Raw genomic sequence first — 21,291 nt, forward strand, 5'->3', positions numbered from 1 at the left:
CCCGTCAGGACTGTATTCATCCGCCTTTAGCGATTTTGCATTGGCGGATTGCAATGCAAATCGGGAGCGGCTTTGTCGGAACGCCATCTATTCAACCCAACTCCTCCAGCCTCAAATCTGCGTCAGCTCCCCAAAATCCTTTTAAAAACAGCCCCAAGTATCACAACTGAGGCTTCTGGCTTGAATCTTGAGTGAGCCTATATAACTACGTACCAGAAGGTGACGCCAATGCAACCGTTGCACGTAAGTCCACGCAGCACAATGACGCCGAAAACCGTACTGTTAACCCTGGACAGCCGCGGCTACGGCGGTATAGAAACGCATATCTCACACCTCGCCGCGGGACTGCAGGCCCATGGCGTCAATGTGACGTTAGCGTTGCTGGCGGATTACGGCGCGCATCCTCTGGAAAAGCAGCTCTCCGCCAGTGGCGTCCCGACTGTGAAATTACGCCGAGGCTTGCGGGAGCTCATTCAATTGCTGAAATCGACCTCTGCCGATGTCCTGCATACCCACGGTTACAAGGCGGGGGTTATGGGTCGTCTGGCCGGCGCCGCCACAGGAGCGCCTTGCGTCTCGACGTTCCACAACGGCGATCGCGGCGCAGGCAAACTCTGGCTCTATACGTTGATTGATAAAGTGAGTGCAGGCCTCTCCACCAACATTTGCGTGAGTCGCGATATCCAACAGCGGCTGCGTCCCTGGGCCAGCGAACTGGTCAACAATTTTATCGACGCGCCGAAACTGGACCTGCCTCCGGAAAGCGAGCAAAACCGAGTCCTGTTTGTAGGCAGACTGGAGCAGGAGAAAGGGCCTTCCCTCTTTCTCGATATCGCCGCCCGTCTGCCGGAGACGGAATTCCATATGTACGGCTCTGGCTCACTGGAGTCATCGCTCCGAGCGCAGGCGCCGGACAACCTGACACTGCACGGCTGCGAGCCTGACCAGCAGAAAATCTGGCGTGACGCCGATGCGCTGCTGATCACCTCCAATACAGAAGGCCTGCCCTATGCGGCGCTGGAAGCCATGTCCCGCGGCGTCGCGGTTTTTTCCACCGCCGTCGGCGACCTGCCCCAGTTGATAGATCATGGCGAAAACGGGTTTATTTGCGCTGGCGCTGCGGACGCCTTCGCTAACGCGATTGAGAGGTGGCGCCTACAAACGCCGAATGAACGCCGTTGCCTGCGCATCGCCGCAGCCAATCGCGTCGCACACCAGTACAGCGCCGCCGCCTGCATTCCCAAACTGCTTACTATTTACGAAAAAGCCTGCGCTGTTTAAGGCGCCGCGGATGTGAATACAACCACTCTTTTGAGGGCGTTTTTATGAAGTCGCCAACCCTGTCGAAGAAAGAGATTGAGACCACAGGTCAACAAACCGGAATGCAAGTGCTGCTCGTGGACGACGACTTCTTCTTCCGCGAGTATATTTCCCTGCTGCTGGAAGACGCCGGCCATAAAGTGCTGAAAGCCGCCAGCGCCGAGGAAGGGCTGCACATCCTGAAAACCCATCCCTGTTCAATCATCCTCACCGACTGGATGATGCCCGCGTTCTCAGGCCTGGATTTTTGCATGCAGGTGCGCCGCTGGGAGCAAGGTTACCACTACATCATCCTGCTGACCGGCAAGGAAACCTCTGCGGAAGTGGTGGAAGGACTCAGCGCCGGGGCCGACGACTTCATCAAGAAATCCGCTTCCCCCAGCGAAGTGATGGCGCGAGTGAAATGCGGCGCGCGCATCATCCAGCAACATCGCAAACTGGAAGAGCAAAAAGAGAAAATCGCGCAACTGGCGGAGCGCGACCCCCTAACTAACGCCTATAACCGGCACTTTCTGTACACCAGATTGCCTGGGGAGATAAAACGCTCCAAACGCTATCACATCGAGCTATCGGTGATTATGACCGACATCGACCACTTCAAACGCATCAACGACGGCTACGGCCACCTGATCGGCGATCGCGCCCTCAAATTCTTCGCCCGCACCCTATCTGAAAACCTGCGCCAGAACGTCGACTGGGTATGCCGCTATGGCGGCGAAGAATTCGTCATCGTGCTACCCAATACAGAACTGGATAAAGGCGTGCACACAGCGGAAAAACTACGCGGCATTCTGGAACGTTCCGTACTGACCACCGAAAACGGCGAACTCAACTTCACCGCCAGCTTCGGCGTCGCCGCCCTCAGCTCCCTGAAAGGCGTCTACGAAATGGAATCCCTGCTACGACTGGCGGACGAACGACTTTATGAGAGCAAAAACAAAGGGCGTAATTGTGTTTCTTATTGAGTTTAAGAGTGGGCAGGAAATCGTGGGGGTGAGGCTTTTTACAGGAAGATTGGACCGATTAACCCTGGGGAAACAGCTGGCTCGGTATGTCGGAAAAGCGCAGCGCCTTCCGACACTATGCGACTCACAACCAGGACAAGAAAAAGCACAAATTTATTGCAATTCCGCTACTCGGCGCAGTTATATCAGGAGCCTATTTCGAACGCCACTGTCGGAAGGCGCTGCGCTTTTCCGACCTACCCATACTTCTGCATGCGTCTTTATGACGGAATAAACATGCGACCTGTTTTGAGATTAGCGCGCCAATGCTTAATCAAACGAACGGGATAAATCTTCTTGCAACTCACTGCCTATCAATCTGGCAGTCAAATCGCCACCAACCCTCTGAAAGACGAAAGATTCGGAGTAAACCATACCCCGTTCGCCCTGAGCCTGTCGAAGGGCTTTCCAGAGCGTTCATCCCAGTCCATTCCGCGCAAGTGGAAGTTTTTCCTGTTGGGTTAGTCATCTGTTCAATATCATTGCGAGACTGCGGCCCTTCGACAGGCTCAGGGCGAACGGTGCTTTTGCTGCTAACAATCCAAATTGTCAAATCGCTCCCTTCCCATGAGGGAGAGAACATGTGAAAAACCACAAGCCATCCCCCCACCCCCGTTCGCCCTGAGCTTGTCGAAGGGCCTTCCAGAGCGTTCCCCCAGTCCATTCCGCTCAAGCGGAAAGTTTTTCCCGTTGGGTTAGTAATCTGTTCAATATCACTGCGGGACTGCAGCCCTTCGACAGGCTCAGGGCGAACGGTGCTTTTGCTGCTAACAATCCAAATTGTCAAATCGCTCCCTTCCCATGAGGGAGAGAACATGTGAAAAACCACAAGCCATCCCCCCACCCCCGTTCGCCCTGAGCTTGTCGAAGGGCTTTCCAGAGCGTTTACCCCAATCCAATCCGCTCAAGCGGAAAGTTTTTCCCGTTGGGTTAGTCATCTGTTCAATATCACTGCGAGACTGCGGCCCTTCGACAGACTCAGGGCGAACGGTTCTATTGTTGCTAACAATCCAAATTGTCAAATCGCTCCCTTCCCATGAGGGAGAGAACATGTGAAAAACCACAAGCCATCCCCCCACCCCCGTTCGCCCTGAGCTTGTCGAAGGGCTTTCCAGAGCGTTTACCCCAATCCAATCTGCTCAAGCGGAAAGTTTCTTCCGTTGGGTTAGTAATCTGTTCCATATCATTGCGAGACTGCGGCCCTTCGACAGGCTCAGGGCGAACGGTTCTATTGTTGCTAACAATCCAAATTGTCAAATCGCTCCCTTCCCATGAGGGAGAGAACATGTGAAAAACCACAAGCCATCCCCCCCACCCCCGTTCGCCCCTGAGCTTGTCGAAGGGCCTTCCAGAGCGTTCCCCCCAGTCCATTCCGCACAAGCGGAAGTTTTTCCTGTTGGGTTAGTAATCTGTTCAATATCACTGCGAGACTGCGGCCCTTCGACAGGCTCAGGGCGAACGGTGCTTTTGCTGCTAACAATCCAAATTGTCAAATCGCTCCCTTCCCATGAGGGAGAGAACATGTGAAAAACCACAAGCCATCCCCCCACCCGTTCGCCCTGAGCCTGTCGAAGGGCCTTCCAGAGCGTTTACCCCAATCCAATCCGCTCAAGCGGAAAGTTTTTCCCGTTGGGTTAGTAATCTGTTCAATATCACTGCGAGACTGCGGCCCTTCGACAGGCTCAGGGCGAACGGTGCTTTTGCTGCTAACAATCCAAATTGTCAAATCGCTCCCTTCCCATGAGGGAGAGAACATGTGAAAAACCACAAGCCATCCCCCCCACCCCCGTTCGCCCTGAGCTTGTCGAAGGGCCTTCCAGAGCGTTTACCCCAATCCAATCCGCACAAACGGAAAGTTTTTCCCGTTGGGTTAGTCATCTGTTCAATATCATTGCGAGACTGCGGCCCTTCGACAGGCTCAGGGCGAACGGTTCTATTGTTGCTAACAATCCAAATTGTCAAATCGCTCCCTTCCCATGAGGGAGAGAACATGTGAAAAACCACAAGCCATCCCCCCACCCCCGTTCGCCCTGAGCTTGTCGAAGGGCTTTCCAGAGCGTTCCCCCAGTCCATTCCGCACAAACGGAAAGTTTCTTCCGTTGGGTTAGTAATCTGTTCAATATCATTGCGAGACTGCGGCCCTTCGACAGGCTCAGGGCGAACGGGGTCTTGGTTGTCTGTATTCCAATCCAGCAAGTCGTTTTACTGCAAACGCACTTCCCGGTGCGCCAGCAAGCTGTTGATGACGCCTTTGAAGTGGCGTCGCGAGGGTTGTTTCAGAAAGGCGGACATGCCGGAGGTGGTTGCTTTCCACCATTCTCCCCGGCTGCGGTGGTAATCACGGTAGGCCGCCGCCAATTGCGCCTGGGCCAGTCTTAGGGATTGAGGGTCCTGCGCTGTGGCGGCGTCCAGGTGTCGCGACAGGATTATTCCCACCGCCGCCAGACGTTTGCCCATGCTGCGGGAAATGGCGCCGCGGCGAATGAGGTAGCGCATGTCCTGGGCCAGAGTGAATCCTACCTCGCCTACGGTGGATAGTTTCAGCCACAGGTCCCAGTCGCTGGCGGACAATAGGCTGACGTCGAAGCCGCCCACTGCGAAGAAAGCGTCTCGCGACACCATCACGCTCGATGTGCCGACGACATTTTCCACATACAACGTCGATGTCGCGCGCTCCAGTGTGCAATAAGCGTGATCGCGCTTTTCCCCTGCCTTCAGACCGCCCAAGGCGACTTCCTGAAAATGCGGCCAGAATTCGAAGCAGCCGCATATCACCGCGCTGTTGTTTTCGTGAACATGCACATAGTCAGTAAAACTCAACACCGCCTCCGGGTTCTGTTGATGATACGCCACCTGACGTTCCAGTTTACCTGGCTCCCACAGGTCATCGGCGTCCAGAAACGCCACCAGTTCGCCTTTGGCGTAGCCCACCCCTAAATTGCGCGCCCCGCCCGCCCCTAGCCCTTTGTCATACAGCGCGGTGACTGCGCCCTCGCAGTCCAGCGTGAAATTACGCAGCCACTCTCTGGAACCATCCGTTGAGCCGTCATCAATAATGATCAACTCCAGGTTCGGATAATCCTGCTCCAATACGGAATTAACCGCATGCGGGAGATATTTCAGGCAGTTGAAAGACGGAATGACGACGGATACCAAAGGTAAAGGGGTGCTCATATTGCTACCTCAATAACGTTACGCTTCGCAGATTGCAAAAAAGCCAGATCAAACAACCTGTCTGGCTGTATATAAGCAGGTATTTGCAGCATGCGTACCAATACCGCCAAGCGCCCATGATTATCCCTGCGCGTCACTGGACTGCGCTCGCTCAGCGGCGCGCCCCGCCGCCACGGTCAAAGCCAGAAGAATATACAGAGGCCAGATAAACCCCTGAGTCAGGAAGGTTCCGGACACACAGAAACCGGTCAGACCGGATAGCAGCGCATTCGCTATCATGAGCTGAGTTCGATCAGGCGTCGGTGAGTAACTCAAGCGCCGCAGCAGGCTGAAAATCTTGCGAAACATCCCCACCAGCAACACGACGAAAAAGCCGAGGCCAACGAACCCCGTTTCCGCCAACACCTGAAACCAGGTCGAATGCACCGCATGATTTTTGCCGTCCCAATGCGGGCTGTAGAAGTAATAATTGGAGTAGAAATTATCGATGCCGACGCCGGTGAAGGGATGCGCCAGCGCCATATTGAACGCGGCCTGCCAGGCATATATCCGCCCCATGGCGGACTCGTCAATGCCCTCCTCCGCGGCGCCGCCGGAAGCACGATCGGAAATACCCGCGGCGGCGACCAGAACCATCAACGCTATGCCTCCAAGCATCATCACCAGCATTTTGTTGCGCACCCGACGCCACACTAACACGCCGGCCACCGCAGTGATGCCCAATAGACCGCCTCGACTTTGGGTGCATAAAATCGCCCATACGATCACACCGTAAGCCAGAAGCCCCAACAGCATTCGCCAGCGGGTTTGGCCCTGGGTCAGCACCATGCTGGCGGCGAAGCTGAGCGGAAAGGTCAGCACCAGCGCCAGATCGTTGGGATCGCCGATCATGGAGCCGATATCACGACCGATTGTGACCCGCGCCCCTTCCACCAGTCCGATGCCGTTCAGCTTGTTGGAAATGGCGACTAATGCGATCGCCACGCCCGCGCCGATAAACGCCCAGGCGGCGACGGAAAAATCTCGTGGCGTGCGCGTCAACCAGGCGATGGCCAGCACCATGATGGCGATTTTGACGTAAGTGCCAGTAAAGGCGCCCATGGCCGCGCCTCGATTGGTGGCCAGCATCACGCCACAGGCCGTCAGCCCAAAGAAGAAGGCGAACAGCGTCAACTCACGACTCCAGTACACCTCGATGGCCCTGGAAACGAATAAGCGCCAGCTCAGCACCGCCAGAGAAGCCAGCGCCAGCAGTTGCGGAATGCGAAACGGCCCCAGCGCGGGAAACGCTTCATGCAGGCGGAAGAAGGAAAACAGAATAAAGCCCAGACAGACCAGAAACGGCGCCCTGAACACGCCGACCGCCGCCAATATTCCCAGCGGCGCCAGCCCCGCCAGCAAGGGGTGGGGAGAAAAGTAGAATCCCAAAGACAACAACGCCGCGCCGCCGGCGCCCAGCGTCAACTGATTGTGTCGGCTCAGGGCTTGCACAGTTCCGCCTCAGCAGACGCGGCCACCATACGCCGTTTGCGCAAGAGGGTCGCCCCGGCGCGCGCCACCCCTACCGCGCCCACGCATATCGCCGCCACCGATTGATCCATCTGCATCAGCATCGGGGTGAACACGGCGGCGCTCATTACGATGCTGAGATCGCGCCAGGGATAATCCAGCCGCAAGCGACGCTGACTGGCGCAGACAAACACTGCGAAGCGCAAGGCGTATATCAACACGGCGGCGTACACCACGCCGAAGACGCCGCTGTGCGCCGCCGCAAGAGCGTATGCGGGAACGGCGACAGCGGCGACCAGCACATTCAACCCCGTGGGCAGACGGGTGTTCGTCTCCACATAGCAGCCGAGATTCATCAGATGAGAGCACTGTTTCAGGCCCATGGCCAAAGCGAGCCAGGGCAACAATTGGGCCGCCATATCGTATTCTGGCGGCAGCAACCAGCGCAGCGCCCAAGGCCCCACACAGGCCGCGCCAATGGCCACGGACAACGCCATCATGGCGCCCGCCGCCGCGTAATGTGCGTTCAGGGCGACGCCATCCGCGCGACCCAACACGATGAAGCGACGGGGAAACCACCAGAGCGTGTAGGGCTCGATCGCCAGCGCCACCACCAGCGCGAACTGAGCCGCCACGCCGTATACCGCCAAGTCTTCCGCACCGCCCAGTCCCGCCAGCAGCCAACGCTCAGCCCCCTGAGTCAGGAAAATGCACAGACCGCCGCCTACCAGAGGCAAGCCGTATTTCAGTAAAGGTCTGGCCAGCGCCGCCGCAGCGGAAGGCGCGACATGACGACTCTGCACCGCCAGCGCCGCCAGAGCGAGCGCCGCGTTGGACACAAGCGCGCCCCACAGCACAGCTTCCAGTCCCAGACCGGTGCGTAATAGAAGATATACCAGAGCCGCGTGCAGACAGGCTTTACCCACGCTGAAACAAAAGAACCATTCCGCCCGATCCTGCATGCGCATCCAGGCCAGGGGCACAGAAATAAATCCGCTTAGCGCCAACGCCGCCAGGCACAATGACAACTCCTGATCGCTGTAGCTGGCCGGCAACCATTGATTCAACCAGGACGTTGCTGGACGCAGCGCCGCAAACACAACCACGCCCGCCAGACAGCTCAGGAAATAGGCGCTGCCGATCACTTTGCGTCGCTGCTGCTCACTGGAGGCCATCCCCGCAAAGCGATACATGGCGTCCACCACCCCCAGGCCGATCACCAGCCCGAGCAGATTCATCAGCGTTAACAGGACATCAAGGCGGCCATATTCATGGGGCGACAGGTAATGGGTGATCACCGGCAGCATCACGAAGCTGACGCCCTTCATCAGCACCAGCCCCAGCCCGTAATACACTGCCTGTCTGAACAGCGACGACATGATTACAACTCTTGAATCGCCAGTGACAACAGGCGCGCCTGTCGCACGGAGGAATATTCCGCCACCACCCTTCTACGTGCGTTCAGCACCATCTTCTGCAGCGCCCGATCCGACGTATCTAGCAAGTGCTGGATCGCACAGGCCAGACTCTGACTGTCTCCCGGCGCCGCCAGAAAACCGCAATCGGGCTGCACGATCTCCGCCGCGCCCATAAATCGGGTCGTGACCACTGGCAACCCGACCGCCATAGCCTCTTTCAATACCAGCGGTCCAGTGTCCCGGTCGCCATTAGGCGCTTCGCAAAATGGCGCGACTAAAGCGTGATAGCGGGTCATGGCGGCGCTGATCCATTCCGCCTCGCGACCGCCGAGAAAGGACACCTGCTCCTGCAACCCCAGGCTGGCGACCTGCCCCCGCAACGCGGAAGACAGTGGTCCATCACCGACAATATCCAGACTGAGACGTTCCGCGGAAGGCATCGCCGCCAACGCTTCCAGTAAATGTTTGAGCCCCTTTTTCTCCGTCAGCCGCCCCACAAACAGAAGCCGACCTCTCGCCCCCAGACCATGTTGATAAGGCAAACGATCCAGCTCCACGCCGCAGGGAATGTTAATAATCCCGGCTCCGCCACCGGCCAGGGAGCGAAACAGTCGTTCCATATCGCCGCAAACCGCCACGCTGAAGTCCGCGCAGGACAGCTTGAGACGAAGGTCCGCCGGACTGACGTAGACATCAAAGCCATGACCGACAAATGAGCAGGAAGCGCCTATCAACCGCGCCGCGGCGATCGCCACCGCAGCGGAGTGCAAAGCGAAATGCGCATGCAGATGCTGGCATCCCCTGCGCTGGGCCAGCGCCGCCACCTGAGCGGCCTGCAGCAATAACGAACGCGCGCGAATACCGTCCTGCCCCAGCGCAAAGCGGGAACTGGGCCCCCACCCTCTTAGATTCTTCAGCCAGGTATACCAGCCTTGTCCACGGCTGCAATCGCCCACATACAAGGCGGCCGCGGCCAGCTCCTCATCCCGGGATTGTCCATTCTGCTGCGGATAGGATAACGAGATAGGCGTTACTTGATGACCCAGGCGCTGCATCGCCCGCATTTCCACACCGACGAAAGTTTCCGTAAGCACGGGAAATTGCGGCAGCACATAGCCCACTGACTTCAGCGGGGCGGGCGTTGACGCCTCTTGAGGGCCTCGGCATATCGCGTTCATAACCCGCCCCCCACCGACCGGCGGCCTGAGTTCAAGTAACCCAGCACCATGTTCAGACCGCGCACATGCAACGCTGACGCATCCGTCAGCAAGGCGTCGACGCCGCGTTTGAAATCCCCTTCGCTGAGACCTTCCTGCAACAATGACGCGCGCATGGGCTCCACGTTATCCAGGTCCAGCCAGGCGGTGTAATCGAACACGCCGCTGGACGCTTTACCCCAACAAGGCTGACGCCCCAAGCGGGCGGCCAGCCCCGGATAGCGCTCCCGCCAGCGCAGTCCCGCGCGCAATGGCCTCCCGGTTTTATCCCAGTCAACGCTCGCCAGCGATGGACTCAATTTGGCGATGGCTTTGCGGTGAAACAGGCTTCCCAGGCGCAGACGCACCGGCAGCGCGCCCAGGGTCTCAAGCACGTTGGGATGCAAAAAGGGATGGCAGCGCTCGTAATCGTTGTCCAACAGTTGTTGGCCGGACACCACCATACGCCCGACCCGCTCCGCCAGATAGACGTTGTCCATCAGATCCGCAGCGTCGGTCTCACAATCGTGATAGCGGTCCAGCATCATCTGAAAGCGCGCTTCCAAGCGTCCTCCCAACTCAGGGAAGGCGCGGATAACCGGGTTGGCGAGCTTGCCGAATTCTTCCCGAATATATCGCCGCGCATAGGGCAACAGGCGCGAGGCCAGCCTTTCCACCGCCATCAGCGAATAACCCGGGGCGCCGCGATCGTAGTAAAAGGCCCGGAACGTCTCCGCGCCCGTCCCCGTGATGACGGTAAAGCCCCGGGTCTGATCCAGCAGCGTTTCATCCGCCAAGGCGTGGCCGTGTTGCACCGGCACCTCACAGCCGCCCCGCAACGCAATGCGTTTCATGGAAGCCCAGCGATCCGAGCCGCGCATATCGCCGGCGAAAAAGGGCAGTCCGTGAGACTCGGCGATATCCCTGGCGATGCGCATGTCCGACGAGTCGGGACAGCCATAGCTGAACGCCACCGGTTTATGCCCCAGCTTCAACGCCGCCGCCAGAATCAAGCGCGAGTCGAGGCCGCCGGACAGAGAAACCGCCACTCGTGAGCTGGACTGAAAACATTTGTCCACCGCGCCGACAAAAGCGTCGACCGCTTCGTTGAGCGTGGCGCAACGCACTTTCTGCAGCCGATAGGGAGAAAAATCCCGCAACTGCAGTTGGCCATCGCTGGAAAAATGAAAGCAGCGGGACGCACGCAGTTGCGTGACGCCCCGCATAATTGATTGCTCATCCATGACCTGCCCGAAAGCCAGCAAGTCCAGCATCGCCTGAGGATTGATCTGCGCCTCGTCGCCCAGTAACTCCAGCATGACGCCCCGATCCGAGGTGACCGTCAACTGGTTTGAATGATGGCGATAAAGAATCGGAAACAGGCCCAGACGGTCGGTGCACCCGGCGACTTCATTGCGCTCCCGGTCGACATAGATCCAGGAGCGCCCCCAATAAGTCTTGAACAGGCCGCGGCGACAGTTGGCTCTGACCTCCGCATCCTGGTCGCAGTGCGCGGGATCTCCCCACGCCACCAGATGAAAACCGGGTCCTGAAAAGTGCGTCAACGCGCTCTGGGAGTTGCGCTTGAACATAATGAAAGCGTCACGCTCCGAAGAGAGGACTGGACGCCCCTCCTGCAAGGGAATGCGAAAGCTGCAAATGGTCATACTCGATCCTCATGGTTTTGCTACGAGTCGTTTCAACATCTGCGCCAGTTAATTAAATTTCCCCGAATGTCCTTTTAAAGCAGCTAGTTAGAAAAATTCTCAGGCCAGTTGCAGTTGGCGAACAGATCGCCCTGTTTGTAATTTGCAAACCAAAACGCCATACCAATGAGATCAAGTCGAGCTCATTTTCGCCCCTGTCACAGGCTAATACTCTGATCCCTCAGAGATAATTCGCTTTGGCCCATAAACTGCGTAGCACCTCCCAAACTATCCGAGGAGGTCAACGATGAGCACATTCTCCGGGGCGGCATTAAGAGCCCGCATCAAACACAGCGACTCCATGGCGGCGAGCGCACTGCGCGCCGTCTATTTCGGCATTCGCCGTTTTCAATTTCCATGCATTCGCGTTCTGCACAAACCGATGTACCTGATTCATCGCAGTTTGAGCAGCATGCTGGAAAACCTGTCGCGCATTGTTTACTGGACGCCCCTGTTTCAATCCCGTCTGGAGTCCCCCGCGCGCGGTCTTTATTTATATTCAGGCATGCCCCTGGTCACCGGGGCGCTGAGCGTACAGATGGGCGCCGACTGTCGTGTCTCAGGACTCGCAACGTTCTCGGGCAGGACCTCTTCTACCAGCACGCCCCGGCTGATTGTCGGCGACAACGTGGATATCGGCTGGCAAACCACTATCGCCGTGGGCTCTGAAGTCATTCTGGGGGACAACGTGCGCATCGCCGGACGCGCTTTCCTGGCGGGCTATCCCGGTCATCCTCTGGACGCGTCGGCGCGCGCCGCCGGCAAGCCGGAAACCGACGACCAGGTCGGCTCGATCATATTGGAGGACAACGTCTGGCTCGCCACTGGCGTCAGCGTTATGGCGGGGGTCCGCATCGGCCGCAACACCATTGTGGCCGCCGGCAGCGTGGTCACCCGCGATCTGCCTGCCAACGTGCTGGCGGGGGGCGTCCCAGCTCGGGTGCTGAGAACCCTGACGGAGGAGGAATGAGCCATGATGAACGCCACGCAAAAGCCGCAACTGATTGTTTTCGGCGAAGACTGGGGCGCGCACCCCAGCAGCACTCAGCATCTGATCCGCCATATCAGCGACGACTACGAGATTATCTGGGTTAACTCCATCGGACTGCGCCGCCCGCGCCTGACCATGCATGATCTGCTGCGCCTGTATCGCAAGCTGATCTCCCGTTTCAGCGCCGGCGCGCCGCGTACAGTCCAGAAGATCGCCCAGGACGCCGCCCCTTGTCGTCTGATCAATCCGTTGGTGATTCCTCTGTTCGGATCGCGATTGATCAGAAAGCTCAACGCAGCGCTACTCAAACGCCAGATAACGCCTTATATCCGCAAAGACGGTGCGCCGATTTTATGGTCTTCTCTGCCGTCAATGGCGGATCTGGCAGGACGTCTCGGCGAACGTGGCGTGGTTTACTATTGCGGCGACGATTTCCGTAGTCTGGCGGGAGTGGATCACGCTCCTATCGCGGCCATGGAGTCCGAGTTGGCGGGCAAGGCGGACAAAATCTTCGTCGCCAGTGAAGCCCTGGGGAGTCGCTTCGCCCCCGGCAAAACCGAGTGGCTGCCTCACGGCGTGGACTACCGTCTGTTCAGCTCACCCCAGCCTCGACCGCGGGATCTGCCGGCGGAAGGCCCGGTGGCGGGGTTCTACGGTTCGGTGTCGGAGTGGTTCGATGTGGAGTTGATAAGCCATTGCGCCCGCGCCCTGCCCCACTGGACTTTTGTAGTCATCGGCCCCGTTCAGACTGACGTGGCGCCGTTGCGCCGTCTCGACAATGTACGCCTGTTGGGACCACGCCCGCATCACGAATTACCCGCCTATGCGCAACACTGGCGGGCCTCTTTGCTGCCGTTCCGACGCAACGGCCAGATCATGGCCTGCAACCCGCTCAAGCTGCGGGAATATATGGCGGCGGGCGCCAGCATCGTCTCCACCCGCTTTCCAGCGGTGGAAAGTTACGGTCATCTGGTGCGTATCGCCGATTGCACCGAAGACTTTGTCGACGCGTTGCGACAAATCGAAGCCTGCCCTTTCCACGCCAGCGCCAATCAACTCAGACAAACCGCCGCGCAGGAATCCTGGTCGCGCCGGGCGCAAACCGTCAAACACTGCCTGAAGCAATTTGCGCATAGCGCCGCACAGCTCGACGCAAAATGCGAACAGCCAGACAAGGCGCTTCATAGCCCGTTGATTTAACGAGAAAAAATAGTTGGAACACTTTTTGGTTCTATCAATCACAAGCCAGATTTTCAGGCACGCGAACTCACTCATCAACGCAGGCGGACATCGATATGAACACATGGGTCAAAACCTTACCGATCATCGCGGTTCTATTACAGACCGGGTGCGCCATGCAAAGCGAGCGGATGGACATAGAACGCGTCAACCAAACCCTGTTCGCAATGACGCAGACGCCCGTTCAAGAAACCACGGCGTCCTATCTGACGCTGAATATCAACGCCATCGACGCGCCCCTGCAAAGTCCTGGTTGGCTGGAGTTGGAGGCGCGCGCCATGGCGTTCGTCAGCCATTGCGCCGCCTGTATGGACAAAGGGCTGCTGCTGCAAGTGGCGGCCACTGACGCCGTCCAACCGTTCCAGGCGCTCAATGAAAGCCTGCGCTGGGGCGGCAAGCTGCGCGCTTTATTGGCCATGCGGGGTCTGCCGGTGGATATCCGCTTCGATCCCAGCCTGCCAGCCTCTAGCGCGCGCCTGAGCGCGAAGGGATAAGCTCATGCGCGTTGGCGTCTTCCTGAACTTACACTACATGGCGGCGGCGGCCTGGCGACGCCGCTACGCCATCGTAACCCCATTGCTGGCGGCGCCGTTTCTGGCTTTGCTCATCGGCGCCGTCACGCCGAAAAAATATCAGAGCTACACCACGCTGCTGATTCAGGAAACGTCAAAGCTGAATCCGTTTCTGGCGGATTTCTCCGTATCCACGCAGCTCAAAGAACGTATGGCTGCCCTGCAAGCGCTGCTGCATTCGCGCCACATGCTGGGCGAAGTCGCCTTGGAAATGGGCCTGGCCGACCAGGACAGCGGCCGCATCGGCGACCCCGTGCTGAATCGCCTTTCCCACTCCCTGAAGGTAGAACTGATCGGGTCCGATATCATCAAAATCAGCCTCACTGATTCCTCGCCTCATGAAATGGCGCGCACGCTGGAGGTCACCTCCAAACATTTTCTGAATGTGCTGCTCGCTCCGGAACGCTCATCCATCGATGCATCGGAGAATTTCCTGGAAGAACAGTTGCTGGCGCAGCAACAAGCGCTGCTGGCGTCGGAGAACACACTGGCTGCGTTCAAGTCCCAATACAGCGGCAATCTGCCTGGCCAGATGCATTTCGATATCGAGCAATTACGGGAAACGGAAAAACAACTGCAGATCAAACAGGTGGAACTGGCGGGCGCTGACGCCGCCATTGAAGCGCTGAACACACAGCTGCTAAAAGCCAATCCGCTGCTGGCGTCCATTGAAGCGGACATCATTCGCGCCAGCGCCGACCTGAATCAACTGCAGGCACGCTACACCGATAAACACAGTCTGGTGGTGGCCGCCAGACACAGCCTGCAACGTCTGCGTCAGGAGCGGGATACGCTGGTGGCGCAAACCCGCCGCATGAGCCCGCAAAACCTCGACGAGCTCTGGCGTCTGGCGGCGGACTTCGCCGACGCCGGCGACGACCGCAGTGCAACCGGCAACCGGGTCAGCCCGTTACTGGTGTCGCAGCTTGAGTCCATCCAGCAGGCGCAGTCCCGTCAGCAGCAGTTGACGCAGGAAACCGCCAGTCTGAAGCAAACGCTGACGCGCCTGCAGACCAAGCTCGACAGCTTCGCCCAGGTGGAGCAGCGCCTGCGGGAGCTGGAGCGGGACATCGTCACCAAACAGCATATCTACGACGATCTGCTCAAGCGCTATGAAATGGCCAAAGTCACCGGCGCGCTGGGACGCTTTGAAGAGCACGACCGGGTCAAGATTATTGATCGCCCGTTCACGCCCCACGCCCCCATTAACCTGCCCCTGGTGGTGTATTTCATCAGCGGCGCGCTGGGCGGCCTGTTCCTCGGCGCAGCCATCGCCGTGATTCTGGAAATTATCGACACCAGCATCATCCGCCGCGACGTGGCGGAAAAAATTATCGGCGCGCCGGTTATCTCGCGCCTGCCGGACTTCAGGCAAGTCGCCATCGGATTTCAATCCGCCCGCGACCTGACGCCGGTCGAGTCCTAAACCTGATCGCAATTCATTTAACGAGGTATATCCATGACATCGACATCTTCTCAGCGCAAAGTCGTCGTCCAGGTCGTGCAGCATTTGTCGCCGGGCGGTATTGAAAGCATTTGTTTAGAGTTGCAAAGGTTCGCTGGAGAAAACGCCGACGTGCATCTGGTCAGTCTGGAAGGCCGGGAGCCGCAAATGGTCTCTCTGTGGCCACGCCTGCGCCAGTATGCAGGCGTCATGCATTTTCTCGACAAGGCCCCCGGCTTGCAGCCGCGTCTGTTGCTGAAGCTGGCGGCGTTGTTCAGAAGCCTCAAGGCGGATGTGGTCCATACCCATCATATCGGCCCGCTGCTTTACGGCGGCGCAGCGGCGCGTCTGGCGCGCATCCCCGTTCTGATCCATACCGAACACGACGCCTGGCATCTGGGCCTGGACAACCATCAGAGTCTGGCTTCCAAATGCCTGAAATTGATTCGCCCACAACTGGTGGCGGACGCCGAAATCGTCGCCGATCACATCAGGAGCCGCATCCCTCACGCGCAACCCCGGGTGATTCCCAACGGTATAGATACGCGTCGCTTCAAACCCGGAGACAAAACCGCCGCTCGGCGCGCATTCGGACTGCCGGAAGACCTGCCTATCATCGGTTGCGCCGCGCGCATGCATGAGGTGAAGGGACACGACACTTTATTGGACGCCATGTTTCGCCTGCCCCCCAACGTACATCTCGCTCTCGCCGGCAAAGGCCCGCAGGAAGCGCAACTGCAACGTCAGGTCCGCGACCTCAATCTCAACGATCGCGTGCATTTTCTGGGCCTGGTGGATGATATGCCGCGCTTTTATCAGGCGCTGGACGTGTTCTGTCTGGCGTCGAAAGCGGAAGGAATGCCCCTGTCGCCCCTGGAAGCGCAGGCCTGCGACGCGCGCGCCGTCATCACCGATGTAGGCGGCAGTCGCGAAGCGTTGTGTCCGACCACCGGCATTCTGGTTCCAGCGGATAACTCCGCGGCCTTGGCGAAGGCGTTGCGCTACAGCCTGCGCACGACTTTGAGCGCCAACCCCAGGGATTTTGTCATGCGACATCGGGATATCCGCGGCATGGTCGCCGCTTACGACCAGTTGCACAGCGTCGCTTGCTGAGCGCGGACGACGCCTAACCACAAGAATCGCCACCCAAAAGGTAAATCATCATGACCGACTTGTTACTTTGGAGCTGCACGCTGATCCTGGGGCTGATCATCGTCTACCATCACATCGGCTATCCCGTGCTACTGCGTTATTGGGCCAACCGCAAGCGCCAGCAGTCTTTACCCCGCCACCAGGAAGATGCGCATAGCGATTATCCTGAACTCAGCATCATCATTCCCGTATATAACGAAGCGGAGGTGATTGCGGAAAAGCTGCGCAATCTGGCGTTTCTCGACTATCCCGCCCATCGTTTTGAAGTGCGAATTTATGACGACGGATCCCAGGACGACACCTTGTCGATTATTCATCGCACGTTGCAGGAAGCCGATGTCAGAAAATTGCGTGTGCAGGTCATCGCCAATGAGACGAACCAGGGCAAGGTCGCCGTCATTAATCAGGCCATGGGGGAAACTTCCACGGAATTGGTATTGCTGTCCGACGCCTCGGCGCTGATTTCCATCGACGCTCTGAAGATCATCGCCCGTCATATGCGCGACGCCAGCGTCGGCGTCGTAGCGGCGTCTTATCAGATACTCACTCCCGGCTCGGAAGGCGAAGAAACTTACTGGCGTTATCAGACCAAAATCAAGGAGATGGAAAGCGTCGTCGGCTCCACCATCGGGGCTCATGGCGCTCTGTACTGTTTTCGTCGCAGTCTGTTTGAGACGCTGCCGGAAAACGCCATCAATGATGATTTTATTCTTCCCATGCGCATTGTCGCGCAAGGCCGTCGCTGCATTTATGACCGGGATATCGTCGCCGTGGAACTGGAGCAGGCCAGCCTGACGATGGATCATCAGCGCCGCAAACGCATCGCCGCCGGCAATGTGCAACAGGCGTTGATGCTCATGCCGTTGCTGAATCCAAAACACGGCGCGACCGCATTCAATTATATTTCCGGCAAGTTTCTGCGAGTGTGCATGCCTCTGATCTTAATGGCCTTTCTGCTATGTACGCTGCTGCTGTCGCTGCACTCCTGGCTGGCGATGGCGCTGCTGGTGGGACAGATCCTGGTTTACGGTCTCGCCAGCATTCGCGCGCTGACTCCCGGCGTTCCCTGGCCCAAACCGGTGAATCTGGTGCATTACCTGGTCAGCGGACACTTCGCCAACGCCCTGGGAGCGTTACGTTATCTGTCAGGACAGGAAAACGGCCGCTGGCAGCGTGTGAAACTGGAGGTCCATCATGATTGATTTTGTTATCGCCAAAACGACGAAAAACGCCTCGGAGGCGACCATGACGCCATCACACTCAGCCGCCATTGATTCATCGACGAACTATATTCCCGCCACCACCCTGGCGGCCAAACGCTGTTTCGATATTGCAATAAGCCTGCTGGGGCTGGCTCTCAGCGCGCCCTTGTGGCCATTGCTGATTCTGGCTATTCGTATGGACTCCAAAGGCCCCGCGCTGTTCCGACAACTGCGCGTCGGTCGCGCCACGCCGACCTGCACGGAGCTGTTCTACATGATCAAGTTCCGCACTATGCGCGTCGACGCGGAAAAAGAAACCGGCGCCGTCTGGGCCACCCGCAACGACCCGAGAGTCACACGAGTCGGCCGCTTCCTGCGCAAAACGCGCCTGGACGAACTGCCGCAGCTGTTGAATGTGTTGCGCGGTGAAATGTCCATCGTCGGTCCACGCCCGGAACGCCCCGGCATCAGCAACAACCTGGACCGGGCCATCCCCTACTACATCGAACGCACCTACTTCGTGACGCCTGGAATCACTGGTATGGCCCAGGTCAGACAAGGCTACGACGCCTGTCTGGAAGACGTGAAAAACAAAATCGGCTACGACCACGCCTATTCACTCTGCCTGTCCAACTTCAGCTCATGGCTGAAAACCGACATCGAAATAATCCTGCGAACCTTCTGGGTAATGATACGCGGCCGGGGGCAATAGTCCCTGGTGAGGAAAAGTTATGTGGGGGTATCTGATATGATCGCCGCGCTATTTCTTGCTTTCCCAAGGAGAAGGCAGCGCGCTTACTGCATCTTCCAAGCGCATATACGCGACAATCGTTTCACTTGGATTCTTTTGAGCCCAACCCAACACCGGAGAGTAGCGATAACAGGCAATCGTGCTCCCTTCTTGGCTCTCAATTGCAACGAGATATTGCCCAAGCTCCTTCGGCGCATATCCCTTGACCCACTCGGGGCTTTGGGAATGACGGGCCGACCTTAGACGCAGCGCAGCCTCCTTAATGGTCTCCAGCTCATCAGCAGTGAATCCATCCAAAGGGGTGGACTCATGCTTATCAAGCGCCCGCTTCTGAAGCGGGCTCACTTCTTTACCAGTCGAAGTTTTTTCTCCTCTGGTCTGTATTCTTCCAGTTCACTCGGGAAAAGCTCCGAATCGGGTGTAAAAACCAAATCTAAAGAGCCCAACTGAACCTGTGGTTCATCTTCCATGACCGCTCCGAAGCCATCTTTTATCTCCTCACGTAATTGACGCAGGAACTCCTCATAATCGGAGTCTCGCTTTTTATCTTCAGTCATCTCAACACCTTGAAGCAAAAGTTACCGCGGCTGTTATATTCGTAGCCCTTGGAACAATAGAAGTCAATTACATTGGCGTTTACTGGTTTCATAAGTCTGATTTCATGGGCGTCAATATGCTTAGCATATATTCTGGCCGCAATCTCGATTAAGTTGAAAGTGCTTCCTTTTAGAGGATTATCGCCAGGGGCAGACTCAATAAAATCAAGTCTTAGACGACTGCCAGACCATGTAGGTTGTCCTAAAGAGAGTGCGCACAGCTTCATTTCACGCCACCAAATAGCTAATTCAAAGCGCTTGGGTTCCTGATACAAAAAGTGATAGTAACCATAGTCATCTCTTTCCCAGTCCCACTCCACTCGACGACCGAAAGTATTATGCCAGGAGCGCTGCTCTATAATGGCCTTTTGGGTGATGAGGGAGTATGAAACGACTGATTTAAGTTGGACAGGAAGAATGGCATTGGCGTCTTCGATAACTTCACGGCGAATTTCCGAATACTTTGTTTCCGTCGCAATATGTGTTCGGCTTCTGGAATATGACATGCTTAAAAATCCATATTAAGTGTAGAAATCAGGGCTAACATTCCCCGGGGACGTTGATACTACCTGGGTCGCCACAGTCTAAATACCGGCTATTAACCCTACCCCTAGCGGCCTATTGTTGGTAAAGGAATGTGTTGGCGAAAGATCGATGCAGTGATCATGCAAGACATCGATGAGCGCCTTCTTGGTTTCTCTTAGGTATTGGTGAAAGTTCAGGACTTGTTGGATCTGGAGCGTACATGTCGGATGGCGCTTCGCTTATCCAACCTACGGTTTTCCCTATGTCTATGGTTTAGTTTGGCATGGGAGCGGCGTTTACGCTTTGCTGAGCAGCCAGCCTTTCAGCACGCTGGCGTTATGGCTGATCGCTTTGCCTTTGAGGGTGATGAGGTAATAGTTGCAACAGGACGGCGCCGCAGGAAGCGGTGCGATGAGACGACCGCAGGCCAGCGCTTCTTTTACCTGGGAAGCGTTGAAATGTCCCCTTGTTCGCCCGTAGTTTGAGGTTTTACGCGGTTGAGGCGATCAGCTCTGAACGTTACCGCCATTTGTGTCTATTGGGCCATTCTTGCGCTCACAAAGAATACAAACATGGGATCAGACTGAAGCCTCCCCTAAAAATAACGGTCAAATTTACTGAGGGGCATTTCAGATTTATTTAGTATGATGACGACGACAACAAATTCAGCGAGTTATGAAAGGCGTTCAGGAAGATTATGGGAGATCCTACTGGCGCTGTTCTCAGAAAAAATTCGGTGAAAGACTTTATTAAATCGACAAAAGGAAGGAGTTCTTATGTCTGGAGAGTTAGAGGCGAAAAATCACGCGGATGCGGTACTCAACGCCTATAAGTTAAATTATCTGCCTTTAAACAAGAAAGGGTTAACGATTGACGGAATCGGGCTTATGTTGCCTGACCCTGGCATGCCGCTAGGGGTTATTCTAAAGAAGGACAGCAGCTTCATCGTCCTGCTTGGTGAACAGCATAGTACAGAGACGTTATCGCCGCTTTTACCCGGTGATCAGACTTTGATGATTGCCGGCGCCAAAGCCGTGGTCGCCGCCATCGGCAAATTAGGGAGCAAGCATACGACCATTGCGGCGGTCGAACTCCCTATCAAAAATGGCTCCATCGTTGGATCAGGCGCCGGACTGACCAAGATGGAGAAGCTCACCATTGCCGATCCCACCGATAAAAACCTCGGATCAATCAATCACTCTCTGTTTTATTACAGGGCGACGCTTTTGAAAGACGTGTTGTTCGCCGAGGGAGAAAATACCGTCGAAGTCGTCGAACAGGGACTGGCGGCCAAATCAGACGAACGCAATCCGGGGATCGCCGCTCATTTGATCAACGCAGCCGCAAGCGTCAAAGGACCCAGCGTAACCGTGCTGCCCGTCGGACTCTCGCACTTAGGCGGAAACAACATACAGACACAACTGACCATGAAAGGATGGTCCATCACGACAAAGATTGTCTAAGCCGGCGATATAGCCTCGTGTGAGTTTGT

At 57.0% G+C, this 21,291-nt stretch carries 18 protein-coding genes; 10 read left to right on the forward strand and 8 right to left on the reverse strand.

Translation table 11 applies throughout. From position 1 onward, the window contains the following. Window positions 1–228 precede the first annotated feature (228 nt). Together O5O45_RS11995 and O5O45_RS12000 are read left to right on the forward strand one after the other, a co-directional pair. The gene (locus O5O45_RS11995) at window positions 229–1,281 is read left to right on the forward strand and encodes a glycosyltransferase family 4 protein (RefSeq protein WP_305905461.1); all 1,053 of its coding nucleotides are present in this window, start codon (window positions 229–231) and stop codon (window positions 1,279–1,281) included. Window positions 1,282–1,325: 44 nt separating this feature from the next. Continuing rightward, complete coding sequence (locus O5O45_RS12000; RefSeq protein WP_305905462.1) at window positions 1,326–2,285, forward strand: diguanylate cyclase; 960 nt, start codon at window positions 1,326–1,328, stop codon at window positions 2,283–2,285. A gap of 2,241 nt (window positions 2,286–4,526) precedes the next feature. On the opposite strand, the gene O5O45_RS12005 is transcribed toward O5O45_RS12000, so the two are convergent. The 5 genes from O5O45_RS12005 to O5O45_RS12025 all read right to left on the reverse strand — a co-directional run bounded on the left by O5O45_RS12005 (window position 4,527) and on the right by O5O45_RS12025 (window position 11,288). After that, the gene (locus tag O5O45_RS12005) at window positions 4,527–5,498 is read right to left on the reverse strand and encodes a glycosyltransferase family A protein (RefSeq protein ID WP_305905463.1); all 972 of its coding nucleotides are present in this window, start codon (window positions 5,496–5,498) and stop codon (window positions 4,527–4,529) included. 120 nt (window positions 5,499–5,618) lie between these two features. Continuing rightward, the gene (locus O5O45_RS12010; RefSeq protein ID WP_305905464.1) at window positions 5,619–6,989 is read right to left on the reverse strand and encodes an O-antigen ligase family protein; all 1,371 of its coding nucleotides are present in this window, start codon (window positions 6,987–6,989) and stop codon (window positions 5,619–5,621) included. Beyond that, window positions 6,977–8,386 (reverse strand): lipopolysaccharide biosynthesis protein, encoded by a 1,410-nt coding sequence (locus tag O5O45_RS12015; RefSeq protein ID WP_305905465.1) that lies wholly within the window; start codon window positions 8,384–8,386, stop codon window positions 6,977–6,979. Before O5O45_RS12015 ends, O5O45_RS12010 begins: the two co-directional genes overlap by 13 nt. 2 nt (window positions 8,387–8,388) lie before the next feature. Next, entirely contained in the window at window positions 8,389–9,603 is a 1,215-nt protein-coding gene (locus tag O5O45_RS12020) for a glycosyltransferase (RefSeq protein WP_305905466.1), read from the reverse strand. Next, window positions 9,600–11,288, reverse strand: coding sequence for an asparagine synthase-related protein (locus O5O45_RS12025; RefSeq protein ID WP_305905467.1), 1,689 nt, complete (start codon window positions 11,286–11,288; stop codon window positions 9,600–9,602). Before O5O45_RS12025 ends, O5O45_RS12020 begins: the two co-directional genes overlap by 4 nt. 286 nt (window positions 11,289–11,574) lie before the next feature. On the opposite strand from O5O45_RS12025, the gene O5O45_RS12030 reads away from it, so the two are divergent. From O5O45_RS12030 to O5O45_RS12060, 7 genes are all read left to right on the forward strand, one after another. After that, entirely contained in the window at window positions 11,575–12,297 is a 723-nt protein-coding gene (locus O5O45_RS12030) for an acyltransferase (RefSeq protein ID WP_305905468.1), read from the forward strand. 3 nt (window positions 12,298–12,300) lie between these two features. Then, window positions 12,301–13,518, forward strand: coding sequence for a glycosyltransferase (locus O5O45_RS12035; RefSeq protein WP_305905469.1), 1,218 nt, complete (start codon window positions 12,301–12,303; stop codon window positions 13,516–13,518). A 95-nt stretch (window positions 13,519–13,613) separates the two neighbouring features. Next, entirely contained in the window at window positions 13,614–14,051 is a 438-nt protein-coding gene (locus O5O45_RS12040) for a hypothetical protein (RefSeq protein ID WP_305905470.1), read from the forward strand. A 4-nt stretch (window positions 14,052–14,055) separates the two neighbouring features. Continuing rightward, on the forward strand, window positions 14,056–15,555 hold the full coding sequence (locus tag O5O45_RS12045) for a GumC family protein (protein WP_305905471.1): 1,500 nt from the start codon (window positions 14,056–14,058) through the stop codon (window positions 15,553–15,555). Window positions 15,556–15,588: 33 nt separating this feature from the next. After that, window positions 15,589–16,686, forward strand: a complete 1,098-nt coding sequence (locus tag O5O45_RS12050) for a glycosyltransferase (protein ID WP_305905472.1) — start codon at window positions 15,589–15,591, stop codon at window positions 16,684–16,686. 50 nt (window positions 16,687–16,736) lie between these two features. Continuing rightward, window positions 16,737–17,927, forward strand: coding sequence for a glycosyltransferase family 2 protein (locus O5O45_RS12055; protein WP_305905473.1), 1,191 nt, complete (start codon window positions 16,737–16,739; stop codon window positions 17,925–17,927). After that, window positions 17,920–18,639, forward strand: a complete 720-nt coding sequence (locus O5O45_RS12060) for a sugar transferase (RefSeq protein ID WP_305905474.1) — start codon at window positions 17,920–17,922, stop codon at window positions 18,637–18,639. The genes O5O45_RS12055 and O5O45_RS12060 overlap by 8 nt, the downstream gene beginning before the upstream one ends. A 48-nt stretch (window positions 18,640–18,687) precedes the next feature. Here O5O45_RS12060 and O5O45_RS12065 read toward each other — a convergent pair whose 3' ends face one another. The 3 genes from O5O45_RS12065 to O5O45_RS12075 are packed head-to-tail and all read right to left on the reverse strand — an operon-like array spanning window position 18,688 to window position 19,780. Next, window positions 18,688–19,023 (reverse strand): hypothetical protein, encoded by a 336-nt coding sequence (locus O5O45_RS12065; RefSeq protein WP_305905475.1) that lies wholly within the window; start codon window positions 19,021–19,023, stop codon window positions 18,688–18,690. Continuing rightward, window positions 19,020–19,235, reverse strand: a complete 216-nt coding sequence (locus O5O45_RS12070; protein WP_127971152.1) for a hypothetical protein — start codon at window positions 19,233–19,235, stop codon at window positions 19,020–19,022. Before O5O45_RS12070 ends, O5O45_RS12065 begins: the two co-directional genes overlap by 4 nt. Beyond that, a complete protein-coding gene (locus tag O5O45_RS12075) occupies window positions 19,232–19,780 on the reverse strand; it encodes a hypothetical protein (RefSeq protein WP_305905476.1) in 549 nt (182 codons plus the stop codon). Before O5O45_RS12075 ends, O5O45_RS12070 begins: the two co-directional genes overlap by 4 nt. 795 nt (window positions 19,781–20,575) lie before the next feature. Between O5O45_RS12075 and O5O45_RS12080 the strand changes: the two genes are divergently transcribed. Further along, on the forward strand, window positions 20,576–21,262 hold the full coding sequence (locus O5O45_RS12080) for a hypothetical protein (RefSeq protein WP_305905477.1): 687 nt from the start codon (window positions 20,576–20,578) through the stop codon (window positions 21,260–21,262). The last annotated feature ends 29 nt before the right edge of the window (window positions 21,263–21,291 follow it).

The sequence above is a fragment of the Hahella sp. HNIBRBA332 genome (assembly GCF_030719035.1).
Taxonomy (GTDB): domain Bacteria; phylum Pseudomonadota; class Gammaproteobacteria; order Pseudomonadales; family Oleiphilaceae; genus Hahella.